Origin of the sequence: Pseudomonas sp. GV071, from assembly GCF_003050835.1 — a bacterium.
GTDB lineage: Bacteria > Pseudomonadota > Gammaproteobacteria > Pseudomonadales > Pseudomonadaceae > Aquipseudomonas.
Genome location: NZ_QAOJ01000002.1, coordinates 31,472 through 55,086, shown reverse-complemented (window position 1 = coordinate 55,086; position 23,615 = coordinate 31,472). Strand labels below are relative to the sequence as shown.

The 23,615-nt window shown below is 62.1% G+C and carries 19 protein-coding genes; 6 read left to right on the top strand and 13 right to left on the bottom strand.

Features of this window, described 5'->3' with window-relative positions; translation table 11 throughout:
* Positions 1-111: 111 nt before the first annotated feature.
* A complete protein-coding gene (locus C8K61_RS04170; RefSeq protein ID WP_108094942.1) occupies positions 112-903 on the top strand; it encodes an ABC transporter substrate-binding protein in 792 nt (263 codons plus the stop codon).
* On the opposite strand, the gene C8K61_RS04165 is transcribed toward C8K61_RS04170, so the two are convergent.
* Positions 904-2,139, bottom strand: a complete 1,236-nt coding sequence (locus C8K61_RS04165; RefSeq protein ID WP_108094941.1) for a diguanylate cyclase — start codon at positions 2,137-2,139, stop codon at positions 904-906. It abuts the gene before it with no gap.
* 172 nt (positions 2,140-2,311) lie between these two features.
* Positions 2,312-3,691, bottom strand: a complete 1,380-nt coding sequence (dbpA, locus tag C8K61_RS04160; RefSeq protein WP_178086420.1) for an ATP-dependent RNA helicase DbpA — start codon at positions 3,689-3,691, stop codon at positions 2,312-2,314.
* Positions 3,692-3,916: 225 nt separating this feature from the next.
* On the opposite strand from dbpA, the gene C8K61_RS04155 reads away from it, so the two are divergent.
* A complete protein-coding gene (locus tag C8K61_RS04155; protein ID WP_108095385.1) occupies positions 3,917-5,173 on the top strand; it encodes an HD-GYP domain-containing protein in 1,257 nt (418 codons plus the stop codon).
* 126 nt (positions 5,174-5,299) lie between these two features.
* Here the strand turns inward: C8K61_RS04155 and mdtD are convergent, their stop codons facing one another.
* Complete coding sequence (gene mdtD / locus C8K61_RS04150; protein WP_108094939.1) at positions 5,300-6,727, bottom strand: multidrug transporter subunit MdtD; 1,428 nt, start codon at positions 6,725-6,727, stop codon at positions 5,300-5,302.
* Positions 6,728-6,883: 156 nt separating this feature from the next.
* Between mdtD and torT (C8K61_RS04145) the strand changes: the two genes are divergently transcribed.
* Positions 6,884-7,915: a TMAO reductase system periplasmic protein TorT gene (gene torT, locus C8K61_RS04145; protein ID WP_108094938.1), complete on the top strand. Its 1,032-nt coding sequence runs from the start codon at positions 6,884-6,886 to the stop codon at positions 7,913-7,915.
* A 112-nt stretch (positions 7,916-8,027) separates the two neighbouring features.
* The gene (gene torT, locus C8K61_RS04140; protein WP_108094937.1) at positions 8,028-9,059 is read left to right on the top strand and encodes a TMAO reductase system periplasmic protein TorT; all 1,032 of its coding nucleotides are present in this window, start codon (positions 8,028-8,030) and stop codon (positions 9,057-9,059) included.
* A gap of 395 nt (positions 9,060-9,454) precedes the next feature.
* Here the strand turns inward: torT (C8K61_RS04140) and betA are convergent, their stop codons facing one another.
* The 7 genes from betA to C8K61_RS04105 all read right to left on the bottom strand — a co-directional run bounded on the left by betA (position 9,455) and on the right by C8K61_RS04105 (position 17,905).
* On the bottom strand, positions 9,455-11,137 hold the full coding sequence (betA, locus tag C8K61_RS04135) for a choline dehydrogenase (RefSeq protein WP_108094936.1): 1,683 nt from the start codon (positions 11,135-11,137) through the stop codon (positions 9,455-9,457).
* A 156-nt stretch (positions 11,138-11,293) separates the two neighbouring features.
* Positions 11,294-12,766: a betaine-aldehyde dehydrogenase gene (gene betB / locus C8K61_RS04130; protein ID WP_108094935.1), complete on the bottom strand. Its 1,473-nt coding sequence runs from the start codon at positions 12,764-12,766 to the stop codon at positions 11,294-11,296.
* Positions 12,767-12,804: 38 nt separating this feature from the next.
* Entirely contained in the window at positions 12,805-13,395 is a 591-nt protein-coding gene (gene betI / locus C8K61_RS04125) for a transcriptional regulator BetI (protein ID WP_108094934.1), read from the bottom strand.
* Between the two features lie 241 nt (positions 13,396-13,636).
* Positions 13,637-14,815: a choline ABC transporter ATP-binding protein gene (choV, locus tag C8K61_RS04120; protein WP_108094933.1), complete on the bottom strand. Its 1,179-nt coding sequence runs from the start codon at positions 14,813-14,815 to the stop codon at positions 13,637-13,639.
* Complete coding sequence (choW, locus tag C8K61_RS04115) at positions 14,812-15,657, bottom strand: choline ABC transporter permease subunit (RefSeq protein ID WP_108094932.1); 846 nt, start codon at positions 15,655-15,657, stop codon at positions 14,812-14,814. Before choW ends, choV begins: the two co-directional genes overlap by 4 nt.
* 102 nt (positions 15,658-15,759) lie before the next feature.
* Positions 15,760-16,701 carry a choline ABC transporter substrate-binding protein gene (locus C8K61_RS04110; protein ID WP_108094931.1) on the bottom strand — a complete coding sequence of 314 codons (942 nt, stop codon included), beginning with the start codon at positions 16,699-16,701 and terminating at the stop codon, positions 15,760-15,762.
* A gap of 265 nt (positions 16,702-16,966) precedes the next feature.
* Positions 16,967-17,905 (bottom strand): choline ABC transporter substrate-binding protein, encoded by a 939-nt coding sequence (locus C8K61_RS04105; RefSeq protein ID WP_108094930.1) that lies wholly within the window; start codon positions 17,903-17,905, stop codon positions 16,967-16,969.
* Between the two features lie 284 nt (positions 17,906-18,189).
* Between C8K61_RS04105 and C8K61_RS04100 the strand changes: the two genes are divergently transcribed.
* Both C8K61_RS04100 and C8K61_RS04095 read left to right on the top strand, forming a co-directional pair.
* On the top strand, positions 18,190-19,566 hold the full coding sequence (locus C8K61_RS04100) for an L-serine ammonia-lyase (RefSeq protein WP_108094929.1): 1,377 nt from the start codon (positions 18,190-18,192) through the stop codon (positions 19,564-19,566).
* A 465-nt stretch (positions 19,567-20,031) separates the two neighbouring features.
* The gene (locus tag C8K61_RS04095; RefSeq protein ID WP_108094928.1) at positions 20,032-21,135 is read left to right on the top strand and encodes a GlxA family transcriptional regulator; all 1,104 of its coding nucleotides are present in this window, start codon (positions 20,032-20,034) and stop codon (positions 21,133-21,135) included.
* Between the two features lie 75 nt (positions 21,136-21,210).
* Here the strand turns inward: C8K61_RS04095 and C8K61_RS04090 are convergent, their stop codons facing one another.
* The 3 genes from C8K61_RS04090 to C8K61_RS04080 form a co-directional block, all read right to left on the bottom strand.
* On the bottom strand, positions 21,211-21,474 hold the full coding sequence (locus C8K61_RS04090; RefSeq protein WP_108094927.1) for a hypothetical protein: 264 nt from the start codon (positions 21,472-21,474) through the stop codon (positions 21,211-21,213).
* A gap of 689 nt (positions 21,475-22,163) precedes the next feature.
* On the bottom strand, positions 22,164-22,631 hold the full coding sequence (locus tag C8K61_RS04085) for a thioesterase family protein (protein ID WP_108094926.1): 468 nt from the start codon (positions 22,629-22,631) through the stop codon (positions 22,164-22,166).
* A 10-nt stretch (positions 22,632-22,641) separates the two neighbouring features.
* Positions 22,642-23,607, bottom strand: a complete 966-nt coding sequence (locus C8K61_RS04080) for an L-carnitine dehydrogenase (RefSeq protein ID WP_108094925.1) — start codon at positions 23,605-23,607, stop codon at positions 22,642-22,644.
* Positions 23,608-23,615: the final 8 nt, after the last annotated feature.

Here is a 23,615-nt window from a genome sequence, read left to right as displayed (position 1 = left end):
TAGCGCAGCCGTGTGCAAAACTTGGCGTTTCCCATCATCGGCTCTGGTGTTGTGGGCGCAGGCCTGACTAAGCTGTTTTATCCCGGAGCCGGATTTAAGAAGACGCCAGGCATGAAGTTTCTTCCGCGCCTTATGTTGTGGCTGGTCCTAGCCTGTAGTGCCTCGGTGCCTGCCGAGACATTGCGCCTGGTGGCCAACACCTGGCCGCCGTTCAACGATGTCAATTTGCTCAACAACGGCCTTTCCAGCGACCTGGTGATCACCGCGCTGAAGCGCGCCGGTTACTCCAGTTCGTACTTTCAGGTGCCCTGGGCGCGGGTGCTGTATGGCGTGCAGGTGGGCGACTACGACATCGTGGTCAGCGCCTGGTACGACGCCGAACGCGCCACCTATGGGGTGTTCTCCCAGCCGTACCTGATCAACCGCATTCGTTTTCTGCGACGCAAAGGCACCGACACCCAGTTCCGCAGCCTGAGCGACCTGGGCCCCGCCAGCATCGCCGTGGTCCGCGGTTATTCGTATCAGCCGGCATTCGATGCCGACCAACAGCTGCTCAAGGTCCCCGTGGTGGATTTCGCCATGGGCGCGCGCATGCTTGCCGCCGGGCGGGTGCAATTGACCCTCGAAGATGAGCTGGTGGCCCGCCATTACTTCCAGTACGAGCTGCAGGGCATTGAGCCACAGCTGGAGTTCCTGCCCAAGCCGCTAAGCGAAAACGGCCTGCACATTCTGGTGCGCAACAGCCACCCGCAGGCCAAGGAGATTGTTGAGCGCTTCAACCGGGCCATGCAGGCCATGCGTGACGACGGCACCTACGAAAAAATCTTCGCCGCCCATGGCTTTGCATCCGCCACTGAAGTCAGCGGGCCGACCGGGCAAGACCCTGGCCAGATCCCTGACTAGCTAGTTGCTGACAGTACGCCCGCGGCCCTGGTGCTTGGCCTGGTACAGGCGGGTGTCGGCCTGGTGCAGCAGGCTTTCCAGGTCTTCCGGTGCACCCTGGAACACCCCGGCACTGAAGTTCAGCGGCGGCGCATCGATGGCGTAGCGCAGGCCGGCAGACACCTGGCGCAGTTGTTCCAGCGCACCTTGCAGCGCCGGCGCGTCCTGACGGCTGAGCAGAGCAAACTCTTCCCCGCCCAAGCGGCCGAGCAAGGCATCCGGGAACACCTGCAACAGGGCGCGGGCGAACAGCACCAGGGCGGTGTCGCCGCTGGCGTGGCCGAACTCATCGTTGATGCTCTTGAAGAAATCCAGGTCGAGCATCGCCACGCTAAGGTCATGGCCACCACGTTGCGCCAGCTTGCACATCTGCGTGCCTTGCTCATAGAAAGCGCGGCGGTTGTACAGGTTGGTCAGCGAGTCGAACAAGGCCGCCTGCTTGAGCGCCTGCATCAGGTCGCGGCGCTCCAGGGTCGACATCACTCGGCAGTTGAGCTCTTCCGGGCAGAACGGTTTGCGCAGGAAGTCGTCGGCGCCGTGCTTGATGAACAGGGCGCTGAGCGAGCCCTTGGTGTCGGCGGAGAGGCCAAGAATGATCAGGTCGCTGCGCTTCATCTTTTGCCGCAGCAGCTTGACCAGGTCGAAGCCGCTGATGCCCGGCATGCTGTGGTCCACCAGCAGCAGATCGATGTCGGGCTGCTCCTTGAGAATCTGCAGTGCCTGGTTGCCGTCCACCGCGTCGATGATCTGGTACAGGTGCGAGGTGAGGATGCGGCGGATGAAGTGGCGGGTGGCGTCGGAGTCTTCGGCCACCAGAATCTTCACCTGGCTGTTGCTCTCCAGGCGGTGCAGCAGGCGGAAGGCGTATTCGTAAGAGTGCTGGCTTTCCTTGAGCACGTAATCGACCACGCCCTTGAGCAGCAACTCGTCGCGGCGCTGCTCGTTGTACGAGCCGCTGAGCACGATGCACGGCAGGCTGAAGCCGAGCACCAGGTCGACGATCTCACCGTCCATGGCATCGGGCAGATTGAGGTCGACGATGGCAGCGAAGAACAACCCGGCCGAGGTTTCCAGCATCACCTGGGCTTCACCGAGGGAGGCGCAGAACACCGGTTGCAGGTTGGGCTCCTGGCGGAACAGGTGCTCGAGGATTTTCAGAACGAGAGGGCTGTCCTCGACGACCAGGATGTTTTTCACCTACGTCTCCTTGTAACTGCGGTGCCTACGTCTCTTTTGGGCTGTGTGCGGCGGATAGATCGTTACTCAGCTTCACGACTCTGGACCCCAGCCTGCGCTGGGGAGACGGGGGCTTAACAACACCTCCGTCATCCCAGCGCAGGCTGGCAGAATCGCAAGGGCGAATGCGGGTTTAAAGCATCCGCACGCGAATCGACTTGCCTTTGATCTTGCCGCTATTCAAACGATTCAACGCCTGATTGACCACATTACGATCCACCGCCACATAAGCCTGGTAATCGAAAATAGCGATCTTGCCGACCTTGTCGCCAGCGATGCCAGCGTCGCCGGTCAGTGCGCCGAGGATATCGCCTGGGCGCACTTTGTCTTTACGTCCGGCCCCAATGCACAGGGTCACCATCGGTGGCTGCAGCGGGCCACCGGGCTGCGCCTTGAGATTGTCGATCTGGTCCCAGTGCAGGGGGGCCTGCTGGCGGGTTTCGATGGCCTGGGCGCGTTGGCCTTCGGCAGGCGCTACCAGGCTCACGGCCAGGCCTTTTTCGCCGGCACGACCGGTGCGGCCGACACGGTGAATGTGGATTTCCGAATCGCGCGCCAATTCGACGTTGATCACCATGTCCAGGGCGTCGATATCCAGCCCGCGCGCGGCCACGTCGGTGGCTACCAGAACGCTGCAGCTACGGTTGGCGAACATCGCCAGCACCTGGTCGCGGTCGCGTTGTTCCAGGTCGCCGTTGAGGGCCTGGGCGGAGAAGCCTTTGGCAATCAGGTGATCGACCACTTCCTGGCATTGCTGCTTGGTGAAGCAGAAGGCCACGCACGATTGCGGGCGGAAATGCGCCAACACCTTGGTGACGGCCTGCAGACGCTGGTCCGGGTCGATTTCGTAGAAGCGCTGTTCAATCTGGTTGTCAGCGTGAAGGTGCTCGGCACGCACCTGCTGCGGGTCGCGCATGATCGCGGCGGACAACTGCTTGATACCGCTCGGGTAGGTGGCGGAGAACAACAGGGTCTGCCGCCTGGCCGGGGTGTGGCTGATGATGTCGGTGATGGCGTCGTTAAAGCCCATGTCGAGCATACGGTCGGCTTCATCGAGCACCAAGGTGTTGAGGCCGTCGAGCTTCAGGGTGCCTTTGCGCAGGTGTTCCTGAATCCGCCCCGGGGTGCCGACGATGATGTGTGCGCCGTGCTCCAGCGAGCCGATCTGCGGCCCGAACGGCACGCCGCCACACAGGGTCAGTACTTTGATGTTGTCGGCGCTGCGCGCCAGCCGGCGGATTTCCTTGGCCACCTGGTCGGCGAGCTCCCGGGTGGGGCAGAGCACCAGCGCCTGGCAACCAAAGTAGCGCGGGTTGAGCGGGTTGAGCAGGCCGATGCCGAAGGCCGCGGTCTTGCCGCTACCAGTCTTGGCCTGGGCAATCAGGTCCATGCCCTTGAGAATCACCGGCAGGCTTTGTGCCTGAATCGGCGTCATTTCGGCGTAACCCAGGGACTCCAGGTTGGCCAACATGGCGGCGGACAGGGGCAACGAATTGAACGCGGTGGAAGTCACGGGGGCAGGCCTGCTAAACGGAAATGGCGTGCAGTGTAACAGGGGCACCCGCCGGCACGGCATGGACAGTGCAAGGGAGCGACGGGCTGCGGGTAGATTTATGCGCTGCCGCCGACGGATTGCGCGTAAACCGCTGCGCAAAAGTGGCTATTTGCTGGTATTACTTTCTTCACAGGTCGGCGCGTTCTCGCCTGACCGTATCCGCTGAATTTGCCGGGTTCTGCCGTGCTGAAACGAATCGCTGTTACTGACCTCTGTCTGGGCATGTTCATCCACGAATTTTGTGGTTCGTGGATGGAACACCCGTTCTGGAAAACCAAGTTTCTGCTCAACACTGCCAAAGACCTGCAGCGCATTCTCGACAGCGGCATCGAAGAGGTGTGGATCGACCCCACTAAAGGCCTTGATGTGCCCGATGGCAGCATCGCGCTCAGCGCGGCGGAGGTGGCGGCTGAGGTCGAGCAGTTATTGGTGGCAGAGGTCGCGATCGAGGTGCCGCATAAACCGATCAGCGTTGCCTTGGAAGAGGAAGTGAAACGCGCCCAGCAACTGTGCGCGCGGTCCAAGGATGCAGTGGTCGCCATGTTCGGCGAAGTGCGCATGGGCCAGGCCATCGACGCCGCACGAGTGACCGAACTGGTGGAGGAAATCACCGAGTCGGTGATCCGCAACCCCGATGCGATGATCAGCCTGGCGCGGCTGAAAACCTCTGACGAATACACCTACATGCACTCGGTGGCGGTGTGCGCGCTGATGATCGCCCTCGCACGCCAGCTCGGCTTGAGTGAGGACATGGTGCGCGATGCGGGGGTGGCCGGGCTGCTGCATGACATCGGCAAGATGATGATCCCCGATGCGATCCTGAACAAACCCGGCAAACTCACCGACGCCGAGTTCACCACCATGCGCGACCACCCGATGGCCGGGTTGAAGTTGCTTAAAGACAACCGCGACATCAACGCCATCGTCCTCGACGTGTGCTTGCACCACCACGAAAAGATCGACGGCAGCGGCTACCCGCACCGCCTGGCAGGCGACCAGATCAGCCTGTTCGCGAAGATGGGCGCGGTGTGTGACGTGTATGACGCGATCACCTCCAACCGCCCGTACAAGAGTGGCTGGGACCCGGCCGAGTCGATTCGCAAGATGGCCGAATGGAGCAAAGGCCATTTCGACCAGGTGATCTTCCAGGCCTTCGTCAAATCGGTTGGCATCTACCCCACGGGTTCGCTGGTGCGCTTGGAAAGCGGGCGCCTGGGCATCGTCATGGACCAGCACGCAACCTCATTGCTGACGCCACGGGTGAAAGTGTTCTTCATGGCCAAATCGAAAACGCCGATTCAGCAGCAGGTGATTGATCTGGCGAAGCTGGTCGGGCGCGAGAAGATCATTGGTCGTGAAGCGCCGGAGGATTGGAATTTTCCGCGGCTGGAAGAATTGTGGAGTGGGTTGCCTTCGAAAAACGGCAGCTATTTCGGCTGATAGCCCCATTCAATTCGGCACCTTCGTTCCCGGCGATATTCTGGGTCCCAGCCTGCGCTGGGACGACGGTGGTCTTATCAAAACCTCCGTCATCCCGGCGCAAGCCGGGATCCAGAATGCCGCGCCTTACTCCTGAATCTCTGTCGGCACCCGCTTCGCCGACCGCCCATCCTCACGCGACAGCTGCAAAAAGATCGCCGCCGCCAATAGCGTCAGCACGCCCACGCACAGAAACGTCAGCTGGAACGCGCCCAACACGCTGTCGATCTCGCCGCTGCCGATCTCGCTGGTAAACCCGCCCAGCAGCGCCGCGCCCGAGGCGATGCCCAGGCTGATCGCCAACTGCACCACCACCGACAGCAGGCTGTTGCCGCTGCTGGCGCTGCTGTCATCGAGGTCGATCAGGGTGACGGTGTTCATCGCCGTGAACTGCATCGAGTTGACCGCCCCCAACAACCCCAGTTGTACGAGCAGCATGGCGTATGGGGTGGTCGCGGTGACCAGGCCCAGGCTCGCCAGCAGGCCACCGAGCAACAGGGTGTTGCCCGTCAGCACGGTGCGGTAACCAAAACGGTCGATGATCGACTTGGCCAAGGGTTTGACCGCCATCGCCGCCAGCGCCAGGGGAATCATGCTCATGCCCGCCTCGGCCGGTGAATAACCCAGGGCCACCTGCAACAGCAGTGGCACCAGAAACGGCAACGAGCCGCTGCCCAGGCGCGCGAACAGGTTGCCTAGAATGCCCACGGCAAAGGTGCGGGTGCGAAACAGGCGCGGCGCGAACAGCGGTTCGGCCACTTGCCCGGCGCGCAGCCAGTACGCAGCCAGACAGGCCAGGCCGCCGAGCAACAGCAGCATCACGCGCATATGCGCCAGGTGCAGTTCGCCCAGGCCCTCAAGGGCGATGGTAATCAGCACCATGGCGCCACCAAACAGGATGAACCCCAGGGTGTCGAAGCGGCTGCGCTGCGGACCGCGCAGGTCGGGCATCACCCGGTACACGGCAATGCAGCCGATCAGGCCCACCGGAATATTGATCAGGAAGATCCAGTGCCAGCTGGCGTATTCCACCAGCCAGCCGCCCAGGGTCGGGCCAATCAGTGGGCCGAGCAGGCCGGGCAGGGTGATGAAACTCATGATCCGCACCAGCTCGGTTCGCGGGTAGGCCCGCAACACCACCAGGCGGCCAACCGGCATCATCAGTGCGCCGCCCAGGCCCTGCACGATGCGTGCGCCCACCAGTTGCGGCAGCGTGGTGCTGATGGCGCAGAGCAGCGAGCCGCAACTGAACAGCAGAATCGCGCCGAAGAAAATCCGCCGGGTGCCGAAGCGGTCGGCAATCCAGCCCGAAGCCGGAATCAGCAGTGCCACGGTGAGCATGTAAGCGATCACCACCGACTGCATGCGCAGCGGGTCTTCCAGCAGTTCGCGGGCCATCGCCGGCAAGGCGGTGTTGAGGATGGTGCCGTCCAGGGTCTGCATGAAGAAGGCAATGGCCACGATCCAGGGCAGCAGGCGGGCGGTGCGGGCGTCCAACGCGGGTTGTATCGGCATGAAAACTCTCTGGAACGGGCAATGGCCCCACGGACTTTAGGCTTCTGGCCGCCGCGTTGCCAACCTTGCCGGGCATTTGTAGCCGGCGATTGGCAAAAGCGCAGCGGCGCTGCCACGCTGTGGGGCGATGTGCACAACTGTCGAAGGCGCCGCTCCATGCGTGTGATCTGTCTGACCTTGCTCGCTCTCTGCGGTTGCCTGCCGGTGTACGGCGCTGACTGGTTTCCGACCGCCGTGGTCAGCGACGGCAACTTGCTTGATTACCAACCACAACCCAAAGCCAGCCAACCCTGGCGGGTCTGCGCGCTGCTGCCGCAAGGCAAGGACCGCTACTGGTGGGGCGTGTCCTGGGGATTGGCCGAGGAGGCCACGCGCCAGGGTATTCAACTGGGGATCTACGAAGCCGGCGGCTACCAGTACGCCGACGTGCAGGTGGCCCAATTGCAGCGCTGCATACAGCGCGGTGCCGACGCCGTGGTGATCGCCAGCATCAACACCACGGACCTCTGCCCGCAGATCGAAGCACTGCGCAACACCGCGGTGCCGGTGATCGACCTGGTCAACCGCCTGGAGTGTGCCGGAGTCACGGCCCACTCGCGGGTGGATTTCGCCGAGATGGCCAAGGTGACCGTGGCCTATATTCTCGATCGCCACCCAGGCAAACCCGCGCGCGTCGGCTGGTTGCCGGGGCCGCAGAACGCCGGCTGGGTGGCGGATGCCGAACGCGGGGTGCAGCAGGCGGTAGCCGGCTCCACGCTGAGCCTGATCAGCGGTGGTTATGGCCCGCCGGACCGCGCCAGCCAGGCCAAGCTGGTGCGCGACCTGCTGCAGCGCGAACCCGACCTCGACTACTTGCTCGGCAACGCCGAGGCGGCGGCGTTCGCTGCCCAACTCAAGCGCACCACCGGCACGCGTTACCACTACCAGGTGCTGTCCTTCTATGCCACCGAGCAACTGCTGGCGCTGATCAACAAAGGCGAGGTGCTGGCCGCACCCACCGATGCGCCGGTGATCCAGGCGCGCATCGCCATTGATCTGGCTGTGCGCGCGCTGGAGAAACAGCCGCTGCCCGAACGCATCGGCCCGCGCATCCGCATGCTCGACAAGGCCAGCCTGCAACGCTTCGACATGAGCCTGCTGATGCCGCCCAACGGCCAATGGATGATCCGCCAGGAAATGCCGGATTGAACCGCACAACAGCGGGAACTTTGTGCCGATCCTAGTGGCAATACTCTGAGCGGGCTGGCACGCTTTGCACTCGCGTACCGAATCGTTCCTGACATTGCATAAGGCCTTGCCGATGCGGGTGACTTTCCTCGTTGTGTTGTGCGTGTGTGTCTGTCCGTTGCTCCAGGCGCAGGAGTGGTTTCCGGTGCCGGTGGTGAGCGATGGCCAGGCGCTGGACTACCAACCCCAGGCCCGGGCCAGCAAGCCCTGGCGGATCTGCGCGGTGTTGCCGCAGGGGTTGGGCCGCTACTGGTGGGCGATGTCCTGGGGGCTGTCGCAGGAAGCCGAGCGCCAGGGTGTGCGCCTGGGCATTTATGACGCTGGCGGCTACCAGAACGCAGCGGTGCAGAGCGAGCAGTTCCAGCACTGCGCCGCGCATGGGGCGGACGCCTTTATCGTCGGTGGCATCAGCACCAATGGCCTGTGCCCGCAGATTCAGGCGGTGGCTGCGCGTGGCGTTCCGGTGATCGACCTGGCCAACCGCCTGGATTGCCCCGGCGTCAGCGCCCATGCACGGGTGGACTTTGCCGAGATGACCAAAGAGGCGGTGGGCTATTTGCTCAAGCATGCGCACGGCCGTGCGGTGCGTGTTGGCTGGTTTCCCGGGCCTGCGGGCGCGGGCTGGCTGAAGGATGCCGAGGCGGGTTTGCAGGAGGCGCTCGAGGGCAGTTCGGTGACCCTGATCCATGGCGGTTATGGCGCTGCCGATATCTCCGGGCAGGCTCCGTTGGTGCGCGCCCTGCTGGAGCGTGAACCCAATCTGGATTATGTGTTGGGCAATGCCGAGGCGGCGGCGTTTGCTTCGCGGCTGCGGCACAACAGTGCGCCGCGGTATCACTTTGAGGTGATTTCGTTTTATGCCAATGAGCGGTTGCTGGCGCCGATTGCCGATGGCCAGGTGTTGGCGGCGCCGACCGATTCGCCGGTGGTGCAGGCGCGGATAGCGGTGGATCTGGCGGTGCGGTTGTTGGAGAAACAGCCGGTGGCGAAGATGGTCAGTCCGCAGATCATCATGCTCGATCGGAGCAACGTGGGGCGGTTGAATGTGAGTTTGTTGGTGCCGCCGGATGGGCAGTGGATGATTCGGCAGAATCTGCCGGATTAGCGCGGTTTGCTTTTGTAGGGTGTGCTATGCGCACCAAGCGATCTACTGGCGGACGGTTTTCTTCTTCATTGACGCGTGTGCTGGAGGTTTTTGTTTCGCGCCTTACGCGCGAGTCACTTTGCCAGTCGCCGCAAAGTAACCAAAGGGCTTGCCCCTACCTCGGCCTTACGCTGCGCTTCAGGTCCCCTCACTCCGTCGTTGCTCCAGGGGCCGGCGCGACGGGCCATCCATGGCCCTTCGCGCCTCTCGCGGCTCCCGGCCGCTCGACCCCTTGCGCAACGACTCCGTTCGGCCTTCGCCCAAGGGGCGGGTAGATCAAGATCAAAAGCCAGATCCAGAGCAGATGCGCGTTCTCCTGTAAGAGCGGCTTCAGCCGCGATGCTTTTGATCTTTGCTTAACGCAGTGGTTTGACTCTCACCGGTGCGCCGTTGGCCACGTAATACGGTGCGGTGCTTTTGGGTAGTGGTGCCCGGCCGCGGATTTTGTCGGCGATTTTCTCGGCGATCATGATGGTCGGGGCGTTGAGGTTGCCGGTGGTGATCAGCGGCATGATCGAGGCGTCCACCACGCGCAAACCTTGCACGCCATGTACGCGACCTTCGCCATCCACTACGGCCATTTCGTCGCTCCCCATCTTGCAGGAGCAGGAGGGGTGGAAGGCGGTTTCGGCGTGTTCGCGGATGAATTGGTCGAGTTGTTCGTCGGTCTGCACCTCGGGGCCCGGGCTGATTTCGCGGCCGCGGAAGGGGTCGAGGGCGGGTTGGTTCATGATCTCGCGGGTCAGGCGGATGCCGTCGCGGAACTCTTGCCAGTCCTGTTCGGTGGCCATGTAGTTGAAGAGGATGCTCGGGTGCTGGCGCGGGTCTTTGGATTTCACCTGGATGCGTCCGCGACTCGGTGAGCGCATGGAGCCGACGTGGGCCTGGAAGCCGTGTTCCTGCACGCCGTTGCTGCCGTTGTAGTTAATCGCCACCGGCAGGAAGTGGTACTGGATATTCGGCCATTCGAATTCCGGACGGCTGCGGATAAAACCGCCGGCTTCGAACTGGTTGCTGGCGCCGATGCCTTTGCCGAGGAACAGCCATTTCGCGCCAATCGGCGGCTGGTTCCACCACAGCAGCGACGGGTACAGCGACACCGGTTGGGTGCAGGCGTATTGCAGGTACATCTCCAGGTGGTCCTGGAGGTTTTCGCCAACGCCGGGCAGGTCATGCACCAGTGGAATGCGCAGTTTTTTCAGCAGTTCTGCCGGGCCGACGCCGGAGCGTTGCAGCAACGCTGGTGAAGCGATGGCGCCGGAGCACACCAACACTTCGCGGCGGGCCATGGCCTCCACCGGAATCGAGCTGGTGCCTTTCAGGTAGGCGACGCCGACGGCGTGTTTGCCTTCGAACAGCACGCGGTCGGTGAGGGCATGGGTGACGATGGTCAGGTTCGGCCGTTTGCGGGCCTGGTCGAGGTAACCACGGGCGGTGCTGGAGCGCCGGCCTTGCGGGGTGACGGTGCGGTCCATCGGGCCGAAGCCTTCTTGCTGGTAACCGTTGAGATCCTCTGTACGCGGGTAGCCGGCCTGCACGCCGGCCTCGACCATGGCCTTGAACAGCGGATTATTGCCGGCTTTGGGGGTGGTCACGCTGACCGGGCCGTCGCCGCCGTGGTAGTCATTGGGGCCGATGTCGCGGGTTTCCGCCTTGCGAAAATACGGCAGGCAATCGAGGTAGCTCCAGTCTTCCAGGCCCGGGGTTTGCGCCCAGCCGTCGTAGTCCAGGGCGTTGCCGCGGATGTAGCACATGCCATTGATCAACGAGGAGCCGCCCAGGCCCTTGCCGCGCCCACATTCCATGCGGCGGTTGTTCATGTGCGGCTCGGGGTCGGTTTCGTAGGCCCAGTTGTAGCGTCGGCCTTGTAGCGGGAAGGCCAGGGCGGCGGGCATCTGGGTGCGGAAATCCAGGCGATAGTCCGGGCCGCCGGCCTCCAGCAGCAACACGGTCACGTTGGCATCTTCGGTCAGGCGGGTGGCCAGGGTGTTACCGGCCGAGCCGGCACCGACGATGATGTAATCGAATTCTGTGTTCATTTCTGTACCTGGATCAGAACTGAAAAACTATGTGGGAGAGGCGTAGGTTGGGTTGACGAAGGAAGCCCAACAGGCCGGCCAAAGGCCGGCGTTTATCGGTCTGCCCGTTGGGCTTCGCTGTGCTCAACCCAACCTACAAATCGGTGTATGAGCGGATCAAAACACCGACGTATACCCACCTAACTCCACCTGGACCGACTTGATGCGGGTGTATTGAGCCAGGGTGACCAAGCCGTTCTCGCGGCCGACGCCCGATTGTTTGTAGCCGCCCACCGGCATCTCGGCCGGCGATTCGCCCCAGGTGTTGATCCAGCAGATGCCGGCTTCCAGCTGGTGGATAACCCGGTGCGCGCGGTTCAAATCCTGAGTGATGATGCCGGCGGCCAGGCCGAACTCGGTGTCGTTGGCGCGGCGGATCACTTCGGCTTCGTCGTCGTACACCAGAATGCTCATCACCGGCCCGAAGATTTCTTCGCGCACGATGGTCATGTCATCGGTGCAATCGCTGAACACGGTCGGCGCCACAAAGGCGCCTTTGCCAAATTCGCCTTCCGTTACGCGCTCACCACCGATCAGCAACCGCGCGCCTTCTGCCTTGCCCTTGGCGATATAGCCGAGCACGTTTTCCATGTGGGCAAAGCTCACCAGCGGGCCGAAGTTGGTGGTGTCGTCGGTGGGGTCGCCGAGGCGAATGCGTTGCACACGCTCCAGCACCTTGGCTTCGAAGCGGGCCTGCAAACTGCGTGGCACAAATACGCGTGTGCCGTTGGTGCACACCTGGCCGGAGCTGTAGAAGTTGGCCATTACCGCAATGTCGGCGGCGCGGTTGAGGTTGGCGTCTTCGAAGATGATCAGTGGGCTCTTGCCGCCCAGCTCCATGGTCACTTCCTTGAGCGACGAACTGGAGGCGCTGGCCATGACTTTTTTGCCGGTGTCGGTGCCGCCGGTGAAGGAAATTTTTTCGATGCGCGGATGTTCGGTCAGCCAGGTGCCGACTTCACGGCCGCTGCCGGTCAGCACGTTGAACACGCCATCGGGCAAACCGGCTGCGGTGTAAATTTCTGCCAGCTTCAAGGTGGTCAGCGAGGTGACTTCGCTGGGCTTGAAAATCATCGCGTTGCCGGCGGCCAGGGCCGGGGCGGATTTCCACAGGGCAATCTGGATCGGGTAGTTCCAGGCGCCAATCCCGGCCACAACGCCCAGCGGTTCGCGGCGGGTGTAGACGAACGAGGTCTCACGCAGCGGAATCTGCTCGCCTTCAATGGCTGGCACCAGGCCGGCGTAGTACTCGAGTACGTCGGCCCCGGTAACGATGTCGACATAGCGGGTTTCCGAGAGCGCCTTGCCGGTGTCGAGGGTTTCCAGCTCGGCCAGCTCGTCGTTGCGCTCACGCAGAATATCCACGGCCTTGCGCAGGATGCGCGAGCGCTGCATGGCGGTCATCGCTGCCCAGACTTTCTGGCCCTTCTCGGCGCTTGCCACCGCGCGCTCCACATCGGCTTGCGAGGCGCGCTGCACCTCGGCCAGCACTTCGCCGTTGGCCGGGTTGATGGCCTCGAAGGTGGTGCCGCTGGTGGCGTCGACATAACCGCCGTCGATGTAGAGTTTTTGCAGGGGAAAACGGGCCATGGTGTCCTCGCGAAAGTCGGAATAGGGGAGGGCGAGCGTCAGCCCGCCTGCCTGGCCAATTGTTGGTCCAGGTAGTCGAAGGCAATCTGCAGGGCTTGCTGGGTGTCGAACGCTTCGCCACTGAGGGCGCCGCGCAGCCACAGGCCGTCAATCAAAGCGGCCAGACCACGGGCGGCCGTGCGCGCCTCGGCAATCGGCATCACCCGGCGAAATTCACAGCAGATGTTGGAATACAGACGGTGGTCGTTGATTCGCTGCAGGCGGCGCAACGAGGGCTGGTGCATGCTGCTGGCCCAGAATGCCAGCCAGGTTTTCATTGCCGGGCCATTGACCTGGCTGTCATCGAAGTTGCCCTCGATGATGGTGCGAATCTGTGCCCGTGGGCTGAGGTCTTCGAGCAGTAAACGACGGTCGCGCACCGACAGGCTGAGGGCCGTCATCAGGTGGCGCATGGTGGCTTCGAGCAGGCCGTTCTTGTCCTGGAAATAATGGCTGATGATGCCATTGGACACCCCGGCCAGACGCGCGATCAGGGCGATGCTGGCGTCCATGCCGACCTGGTCTACCGCTTCCAGGGTGGCGTGGATCAATTGCGAACGGCGGATGGGTTGCATCCCTACTTTGGGCATGTCGGACTCCTTGCAAACCAATCACTACGGGCGTTGCGCCAGTCTAGTAAGTTTTTATTGAACGAGGAATCAATAAAAACGACTGCCTGTAGCTCTGAGCGACACAGCGGCGTCGCTGTGGTCCGTTCACGACATGGGGAGCGTTCGTTGGGCTTCGCTGCGCTCAACCCAACCTACGGAATTGTAGGTTGGGTTGAGCGCAGCGAAGCCCAACGGGCCGGCCCAACATTACGATGGCAAATCAGCCGAGGTTTTTACCGAGCAACGCGTGATACAGCTCGGTATCGCCCAACACCCCCACCACCCGATTCTCATCGTGCAGCACCAGCTTGTGCCCGGTCTGGTAACGGATCTGCAGCGCATCGCGCATGCCGATATTGGAGTCCACCAGGGTCGGGCGGCGGGTCAGGCCTTCCACTGCATCGCCGGGTGCCCAGTTCTGCAGGGTGATGGCGTCCGCGCCTTGGCGTGCGCCTTTGAACAGGTTGCCGTCGGCCAGGCCGAGCCAGGAGTCGTTGCCCGGGTCGAGGCAGACTTCGCCATTCACTCGCGTGCATTTATCCAGGGTGCGCATCAGGCTGCGGCCACACAACACGTTGAGCGGGTTGGTGTGGGCGACGAAGGTGCGTACGTATTCATCGGCCGGGTTGAGGACGATCTCTTCGGGCTTGCTGTACTGGATGATGCGGCCGTCTTTCATGATGGCGATGCGGCTACCCAGCTTCAGTGCTTCGTCGAGATCGTGGCTGACGAACACGATGGTTTTGCTCAGCTTGCGTTGCAACTCCAGCAGCTCGTCCTGCAGGCCCTGGCGGATCAGCGGGTCGAGGGCCGAGAACGGTTCGTCCATCAGCAGGATGTCGGCATCCATCGCCAGTGCGCGGGCCAGGCCCACACGCTGCTGCATGCCGCCGGAAAGCTCGTCCGGGCGCTTGTTGCGCCATTGGGTGAGGCCTACCAATTCGATTTTTTCGTTCACCAGCTTGGTGCGCTCGGCACTCGGACGGCCCTGCATTTCCAGGCCGAAGCTGATGTTCTCGCGCACCGTCAGCCAGGGCATCAGGGCGAATTTCTGGAACACCATGGCGATGCGTTTGGTGCGCATGTCTTTGAGAGTCGCCGCCGAGCAGTTGGCGATATCCACTTCCTGGCCTTCATGCTCGATCAGCAGGCGACCACGGCTCACCGTGTTCAACCCGTTGATGCAGCGCAGCAGGCTGGATTTACCCGAACCGGACAGCCCCATCATCACGCAGATCTCGCCGCGCTCGACGTCCAGGCTGGCTTTCTCTACGCCGACCACCAGGCCGGTCTTTTTCAGAATCTGGTCGCGGGTCAGGCCCTGGTCCAGCAGCGCCAAGGCTTCCTTGGGGTACTTGGAGAAGATTACGTCGACGTTTTCGAAACGAATCATGCTCATTGTTCAACCCTCACTTTCGCTTCGGGCTGTTTGCATACCCGGTCGAGGATGATCGCCAGCAGCACGATGGCCAGGCCAGCTTCGAAGCCGAGCGCGATGTCGGCGGTGTTGAGTGCGTTGACCACCGGTTTGCCCAGGCCGTCAGCGCCAACCAGGGCGGCGATCACCACCATCGACAGCGACAGCATGATGCATTGGGTGATGCCGGCAGCGATGCTGGGCATGGCGTACGGCAATTCGATGCGGGTGAGCAGTTGGCGGCGCGAGCAGCCGAAGGCTTTGCCGGCGTCCATCAGTTCAGTGGGGACGTCGCGAATGCCCAGGTAGGTCAGGCGAATCGGCGCGGCCACCGCGAACACCACGGTGGAAATCAGCCCCGGCACAACGCCCAGGCCGAACAGAGTCAGGGTAGGAATCAGGTACACGAAGGTCGGTACGGTTTGCATCAGGTCGAGGATCGGTTGCATCACCGTGTAAAAGTGCGGGCGGTGCGCGGCCATGATGCCCAGCGGCACGCCAATCAACACACAGATAAAGGTGGCGAACAGCACCTGCGCCAGGGTTTCCATGGTTTCTTGCCAGTAGCCCAGGTTGAGAATCAGCAGGAACGACAACACGCAGAACAGGGTCAGGCCCCACTTGCGCTGGATCAGGTGGGTGAGCAAGCCGAACAGGCCAATCAGTACCAGCGGATTGAAAAAGGTCAGGCCATTGGTTACCCCGTGAATCATGAATTCCAGGGCAGAGGCGATGGCATCGAAGTACGCGGCGCCATGCTGGGTCAGCCACTCTACGAACTCGGCGATTTTCTCGCCCAGAGGGAGTTTTTCAAAAGTCGGCATGGTAGTGAGTGTCCACATGCGGGGGGATAGGTACAGCCTGCCGAGCGCGCCGCAGGGTTAGCTGCGAGCGCCCGGTTACTGCTTACAGTCGTGCTTCAGGTGTTACTTGGCGAGTGCAGCTTTGGCGGCTTCGACGCCAGGTTTGCCGTCGAGGGTGGTGACGCCCGCCAGCCAGGTGTCGAGCACCTGCGGGTTGGCTTTCAGCCAGGCCTTGGCGGCCACATCAGGCTTCTGGTTTTCGTTGAGCACGGCGTCCATCAGGTTGTTTTCCATCTCCAGGGTGAAGGAGAGGTTGGTCAACAACTTGCCGACGTTGCCGCACTCTTGCACGTAGCCTTTGCGCACGTTGGTGAGCACGGTGGCCTGGCCGTAGTTGGGGCCGAAGTACTCGTCGCCGCCAGTCAGGTACTTCATCTTGTTGCGGGTGTTCATCGGGTGCGGTTCCCAGCCGAGGAACACCATGTACTCGTTCTTGCGCGTGGAGCGTTTCAGCTGCGAGAGCATTGCCGCTTCGCTGGACTCCACCACCTTGAAGCCCTTCAGGCCGAAGGCGTCTTTGTCGATCATGCTCTGGATCAGACGGTTGCCGTCGTTGCCTGGCTCGATGCCGTAGATCTTGCCGTCGAGCTTGTCTTTGAACTTGGCGATGTCGGAGAAATCTTTCAGGCCGGCGTCGTAGGCGTAATCCGGAACGGCGAGGGTGTACTTGGCGCCTTCGAGGTTGGCGCGCACGGTTTCCACGGTGCCGGCATCACGGTAGGCCTTGATGTCGTTCTCCATGGTCGGCATCCAGTTGCCGAGGAACACATCGAGGTCTTTGCCTGCGGCCAGGGACTTGTAGGTCACCGGCACGGAAATCATGGTGGTCTTGGTTTTGTAACCCAGCGACTCCAGCACTGCACTGGTCACCGCAGTGGTGACAGTGATGTCGGTCCAACCCACATCGGAAAAGCGCACGGTGCTGCAAGACGCAGGTTCTGCGGCGCTCGCCAGCAACGGCAGGCCCAGCGATGCGACCAACAGCAAGGGGGTGAAAACTTTCATGGGACTGACTCCTTATGATTTTGTTTTGGCAGTGCAGTGCTGAACGCGTATTGCCGCTTCTTGTTTAGCCCCTGGCGTGAAGCCCCGGTTGAGCGCGCCATGTAGCGCTGCCGGTAAAGAGCCTAGCGGTCGTGTCGAGAACGATCATGGAACAGGGCAAAACAAACGAATACAGGGTGCGTCGCAACCAGTGCAGAGGGCGTCGTATCTGGCACCAGTGAGGTCGTTTACGACCTCTTCAGCCAATTTCGCCGCCCCTTTTGGCTCATAGGTCCAGCTTGCTTTTCACAATCGGCAGGGCCGCTTGCCCTTCACGGGTGGTCACACCCTGCAACCAGGCATCAAGCACTTGAGGGTGTGCCTGAATCCAGTTCTTGGCGGTCTGGCGCGGGTTGAGGCTCTGGTTGAGCACGCCATCCATGAGTTCGTTTTCCATCGACAGCTGGAATTCCAGGTTGCCCAGCAGCTTGCCGACGTTGGCGCATTCCTGGGCGTAGGCTTTGCGCGTATTGGTATAGACGGTGGCGCCGCCGTAGTCGGGGCCGAAGTAATCGTCGCCGCCTTCCAGGTATTTCATGCGGTAGTGGGTATTCATCGGGTGCGGTTCCCAGCCGAGGAACACGATCCACTGGTTGAGGTGCCCGGCGCGCTCGACGCTGGCGAGCATCTTCGCCTCGTTGCTTTCCACCAGCTTGAAGGTGCCGATGCCGTAGGCGTTCTCTTTGATCATCTTGTTGATCAGGGCATTGCCGTCGTTGCCCGGTTCGATGCCATAGATCTTGCCGTCCAGTTTGTCTTTGAACTTGGCCAGGTCCTGGAAGCTTTTCAGCCCGCCGTCATACACGTAGTCCGGCACCGCCAGGGTGTACTTGGCGCCATGCAGGTTGGCCCGCAGGGTTTCCACGCTGCCGGACTCGCGGTAGGCCTTGATGTCGTTTTCCATGCTCGGCATCCAGTTGCCGAGGAATACATCGAGCTGCTTGTCCTGCAGCGCTTTGTAGGTCTGTGGCACCGACATGCGTTTCACGCTGGTGACGTAACCGAGGTTGCCCAACAGCAGGCGGGTGACTGCGGTGGTGACGGTGATATCGGTCCAGCCGACATCGGCGAAACGCACCAGCTTGCAGCTTTCCGGTTCAGCGGCAGTGGCCAATACGGGCGTTGTCAGGCTCAGGGCCAGGCAAACAGAGGTCACGAATTTCATAAGCGTTCCTTGGCTAGGTGGCAATGCCCATACACTCGCAGGAAGCATGCCGGGCGCGGGGACTATGCGCGTGCTGTGTGATAGCGACCACGCCGGAAGTCGCGATTGGATGTGCCAATGTCGTATTCAGCACAAGGCTGTCGCCGGCAGATGTCAGGGGCAAAAGCCACGACGTTAGTGGGCATGATCAAGTCGGTATGGGACCCCGTGCTGCGCAATAAAAGCCGGATGATCCGCGCAACTGCGGGCGCTCTTCCCGCCCTGTACCGGTTGAGGAAAATCGCATGGCCATCAGCGTGTTCGACCTATTCAAAATAGGCATCGGCCCATCCAGCTCCCACACCGTCGGCCCCATGCGCGCCGCGGCGTTGTTCGTTCAGGGGCTGCGTGAGCGTGGGCACTTGCAGCAGGTGCGGCGGGTGGAAGTGCGCCTGTATGGCTCGCTGTCGGCCACCGGCGTCGGCCATGGCAGCGACAGTGCGGTGATCATGGGCCTGATGGGCGATTGGCCGGACGCCATCGACCCGGCGCAGATCGCCCCGCGCATTGCCGCCTTGCACGACAGCGGCTGCTTATTGCTCGATGGCCATTTCGAAGTGCCCTTCGAGTGGCAGCGCGACATGCTGTTGCTCGACGAAAACCTGCCCTATCACCCCAACGCCATGACCCTGATCGTGGAGGGCGACGGCGGTGAACTGCACCGCGATACCTACTATTCGGTCGGCGGCGGTTTTGTCGTCGATGCCGAGCAGGCCGCCAGCGGTGTGCTGGACCAGGACCGCACCGAGCTGCCCTACGATTTCTCCAGCGCCGAAGAACTGCTGCAGTTGTGCAAGACCCATAACCTGCGCGTGTCGGAACTGATGATGGCCAACGAAAAGGCCTGGCGCAGTGAAGCGGAAATTCGCCAGGGCCTGATGCGCCTGTGGAAGGCCATGCGCGACTGCGTGGATAACGGTCTCAAGCACGAAGGCATTCTGCCCGGCGGGCTCAACGTCAAGCGCCGTGCGGCCAAACTGCACCGCAGCCTGCAGGAGCTGGGAAAACCCAACGTGATCGGCTCGACCCTGAGCGGCATGGAGTGGGTCAACCTGTTCGCCCTGGCAGTGAACGAAGAAAACGCCGCCGGCGGGCGCATGGTCACCGCGCCCACCAATGGCGCGGCGGGCATCATTCCGGCCGTGCTGCACTACTTCGTGCGCTTCAGCCCGGCGGTGACCGAGGCGGATGTGTGCGAATACTTTCTGGCGGCAGCGGCCATCGGCATCCTGTGTAAAAAGAACGCCTCGATCTCAGGTGCCGAAGTCGGCTGTCAGGGCGAAGTCGGTTCGGCTTGCGCAATGGCTGCCGCGGGCTTGGCGGAGATTCTTGGCGCCACTCCGGGGCAGTTGGAAAACGCCGCAGAAATCGGCCTGGAACATAACCTCGGCCTCACCTGCGACCCGGTCGGTGGCCTGGTGCAAGTGCCCTGCATCGAGCGCAACGCGATTGCCGCAGTGAAAGCCATCAACGCCGCGCAGATGGCATTGCGCGGTGATGGCGAGCACTTCATCTCCCTCGACCGGGTGATCCGTACCATGCGCGACACCGGCGCCGACATGCATGACAAATACAAAGAAACCTCGCGCGGTGGGTTAGCGGTTAGCGCGATCGAGTGTTGATCGCGCTTTTGTAGGGTGTGCTGTGCGCACCAAGCGGTTTCCCATGAAATCGCAACGGTGCGCACAGCACACCCTACGGGACCGCATTCACCTGCACAGTTTTTGATCGTTTCCTGAAAAACACGCCATGTTTTGGCGCGAGCGATTAGCAACCCTTCCGCCGCCCGGCGGCCAGTGTTGTGCCAGCAGTGACAGTTTCCAAAGGCCCCGTGAGAAAGCTCCGGGAAGTGCTACGAAACTGCTCAGTCACCCGGCGTTATGCGGCCTGGTACGCCCGTTCTTCCCTTGTCGGCCGGTGGCTGGCTAGAGCCTCAGCGACGTCGTTTTTGGTTTTTTTTGAATGGTCGTTCAATTTAGGCATGGGCTTTGCGTTAGGCCTTGCCATAGCCCAACGCTGTGATCACACGTGGGCCAGAAAAATAAAGAGCTTCGACTGAAGCCACACCTGCGTGAGGAGATACCGTGATGTCGCCGTTCAACCAAGGGGCTCAACCCCAGAACCGTGCTCCACAATCCATCGGCTTTCTGCTTCTGGATAATTTCACTCTGATTTCCCTGGCTTCGGCCGTCGAACCGCTGCGCATGGCCAACCAGCTGTCTGGCCGCGAGCTCTACCGCTGGACCACCATGACCCTGGACGGCAACCAGGTATGGGCCAGCGACGGTCTGCAGATCACCCCCGACTGCGCCGCGGCCAAAGCACCGGCCCTGGACATGGTGATCGTCTGCGGCGGTATCGGTATTCAACGCAGTGTTACCCGCGAACACGTGTTGTGGCTGCAAACCCAGGCGCGTCAGTCGCGCAAACTGGGCGCCGTGTGCACCGGCAGCTGGGCGTTGGCCTGTGCTGGCCTGCTCGATGGTTTTGATTGCAGCGTGCACTGGGAATGCCTGGCGGCGATGCAGGAAGCCTTCCCCCGCGTGGTCATGAGCACCCGCCTGTTTACCCTCGACCGCAACCGTTTCACCAGCTCCGGCGGCACCGCGCCGCTGGACATGATGTTGCACGTGATCTCCCGTGAGCATGGCCGCGAGTTGTCGGCGGCGATCTCGGAAATGTTCGTCTACGAGCGCATCCGCAACGAGCAGGATCACCAGCGTGTGCCGCTCAAGCACATGCTCGGCACCAACCAGCCCAAGCTGCAGGAAATCGTGGTGCTGATGGAAGCCAACCTGGAAGAGCCAATCGATCTCGACGAGCTGGCGGTGTACGTCAATGTGTCGCGTCGTCAGCTCGAGCGCCTGTTCCAGAAATACCTGCACTGCTCGCCATCGCGTTACTACCTGAAGCTGCGCCTGGTGCGTGCACGGCAGCTGCTCAAGCAGACGCCGATGTCGATCATCGAAGTGGCGTCGGTGTGTGGGTTTGTCTCCACGCCGCACTTCTCCAAGTGCTACCGCGAGTACTTCGGCATTCCGCCGCGTGACGAGCGCATGGGTTCCAACACCGCGCAGCAAGTGGCGCTGATGCCGATTCCGCAGGCATTGGTATTGGCTTCTACGCCGGGGGCGATGTCGGCGCTTAGCCAGGCGCGCAGCGAATCGACCTTCGCCAGCGTACGCCTGTAAAAACAATCGCGGCTAAAGCCCCTCCCACAGGGAACGAGTTGTTGGTGGGAGGGGCTTCAGCCGCGAAGCTTTTAGTTAGCCGCCATGACTCTCTTTGTACTGCGCCAGCGCCGGCAGCAACTGCCGCGATATGGCTTCGCGCACGGCCGGTAGCATCACCGCGCCGCTGCCCAACATCTGTTCCACCAATTTGCGCAGTGCCAGTGCCCGTGGGCCGTCGAGGCCGACAACGGCGTGTTCGCATGCCTGCTCGGGCGTCGCGCCAGCGGGTACGGCGAAGCCCAGGGTTTGCAGGCGCTCGCGCAGGTCGTCCTGGTCGATCAGGTCAGCGTGCATCATGGCCGTGGTCCTTGTGCGGGGGAGGTGGGTTCGATTCTGGTGAGGGCGTGGCCTGGCTACAAGCGCGATGGCTGTTATATGCATGAGCAGGTCGTTTTCAAGCAATTTTCGGTCGTTCGCAATCGGCACAATGGCGACTAGAGCGTCAGCCTTGAGTGGCAATACGTTGGCTGTTTGGTTGGGTTTGGTCACCTGATCGAAGTGGTCGGCTTAGCGTGGACTCTCCCTGTTAGAAGCAAACTTAACCTCCCGCGCTGTGTCGGCTTTGCGGGAGGTTTTTTTTGCCTTTTTGAAAGGGGGCGAGATGTCCGTCGCACCACTGTCATCCCAGCGTAGGCTGGGATCCAGGTGCGGAGACTTAAGGGAGCCGAGCGGTCTTTGGGCGGGCGGTTTTCTTCTTCATTACCGCGTGTGCTGGGCGTTTTGTTTCGCGCCTTACGCGCGAGTTTCTTTTTTCAGTCGATAAAAAAGAAACCAAAAAATCTTGCCCCTACCTTGGGTTTTCACTGCGTGAAAACTTCCCTCGCTCCGTCGCTGCTCCAGGGGCCGGCGAGAAGGGCCATCCATGGCCCTCACGCCTCTGCGCGGCTCCCGGCCGCTACGACCCCTTACGCAACGACTCCGCTCGGCCTGCGCTAAAGGGGCGGGCAGATCACAAGCCAAATCAACAGCAGATCAAGCGCTCGGCGTTAGCCAGGCAACGCCATCACCCGCCCGGCATATTCAGGTTTTGGTAGCGCGCCTTGCGCGATTACCAATCCTTCAATCCGTGCTGCTGTCGTCTCGCTAAATGGCGCTGACTTCGGGCCGTTCATGTCGACGTGCAGCAGCATCTGTTCGCTCACGGCCGCGGCTTCTTCCTGCCCTTTGCGGTACAGGCTCAGGTACAGGTGAAGGCGTTTGTGGTCGTGGCCGAGTATCTGCAGGCGCACCTCCACGGCTTCGCCCTGTTTCACTTCGTGCAGGTAGTTGAGGTGCACTTCCAGGGTGAATAGGGAGTGGTTGCTGGCGGCGCGTGCTGCCGCGTCGAGGCCGATCTGGTCCATGAGGCTGTCGACGGCCTGGCTGAAAATCAGCAGGTAGTAGGCGTCGCGCAGGTGGCCGTTGTAGTCGACCCAGTCGGCGCTGACCTGGGTCTGGTAGAGGCGGTGCGGCATGGGGTGTCCTTCAGTCGGCAAAAGCGAAGCCGTGTTTGGCTTTGACGGTTTTGACCGCGTCGAGCACGGCCATCAGGCAGTCGTCGCGGTAGCGTTCCAGTTCGGAGATGCTGCGTTGGCCTTGCTGCTCGCGGGTGCCGGCGACTACGTCGTCGATCAGTTGGTCGGTCAGCTCGGGCGCGGGCAGGTAGGTCCAGGGCAATTGTAGCGCTGGGCCGAATTGGGCCATGAAGTGGCGCATGCCGGCGTCACCACCGGCCAGGGTGTAGGTGAGGAACGTGCCCATAAACGACCAGCGCAGCCCGGCACCGAAACGGATGGCGTCGTCGATTTCGCCGGTGGTCGCTACCCCGTCGTTTACCAGGTGCAGGGCCTCGCGCCAGAGGGCTTCGAGCAGGCGGTCGGCAATAAAACCGGGCACTTCCTTGCGCACGTGCAGCGGGCGCATGCCCAAGGTCTGATACACCTGAATGGCGGCCTGAACGGCTGCAGGCGCAGTGTTTACCCCGCCCACCACTTCCACCAGCGGCAGCAGGTACACCGGGTTGAACGGGTGGCCGACCACGCAGCGTTCAGGCTTAACCGCGTCGGCGTAGAAGTCGCTGGGCAGCAAGCCGGAGGTGGACGAGGCGATCAGTGCATTGGGTTTGGCGGCGGCGCTGATCTTGGCGTGCAGATCGAGCTTGAGGTCCAAACGCTCCGGGGCGCTTTCCTGGATAAAGTCGGCGTCGCGCACGCAGGCTTCAATGCTGTCGACAAAACGCAGGCGGTCCAACGCTGCCCCCGGCGCCAAGCCCTGTTTTTCCAGTGCCGGCCAGGCATTGGCGACCCGTTGGCGCAGTGCGGCCTCGGCGCCGGGCGCCGGGTCCCAGGCCACCACGTCGAGGCCGTGGGCCAGCGCCCGGGCGACCCAGCCGCTGCCGATAACGCCGCTGCCCAAGGCCGCAAAAATCTTGATCTCGGTGATAAAGCTCATAAGGACTC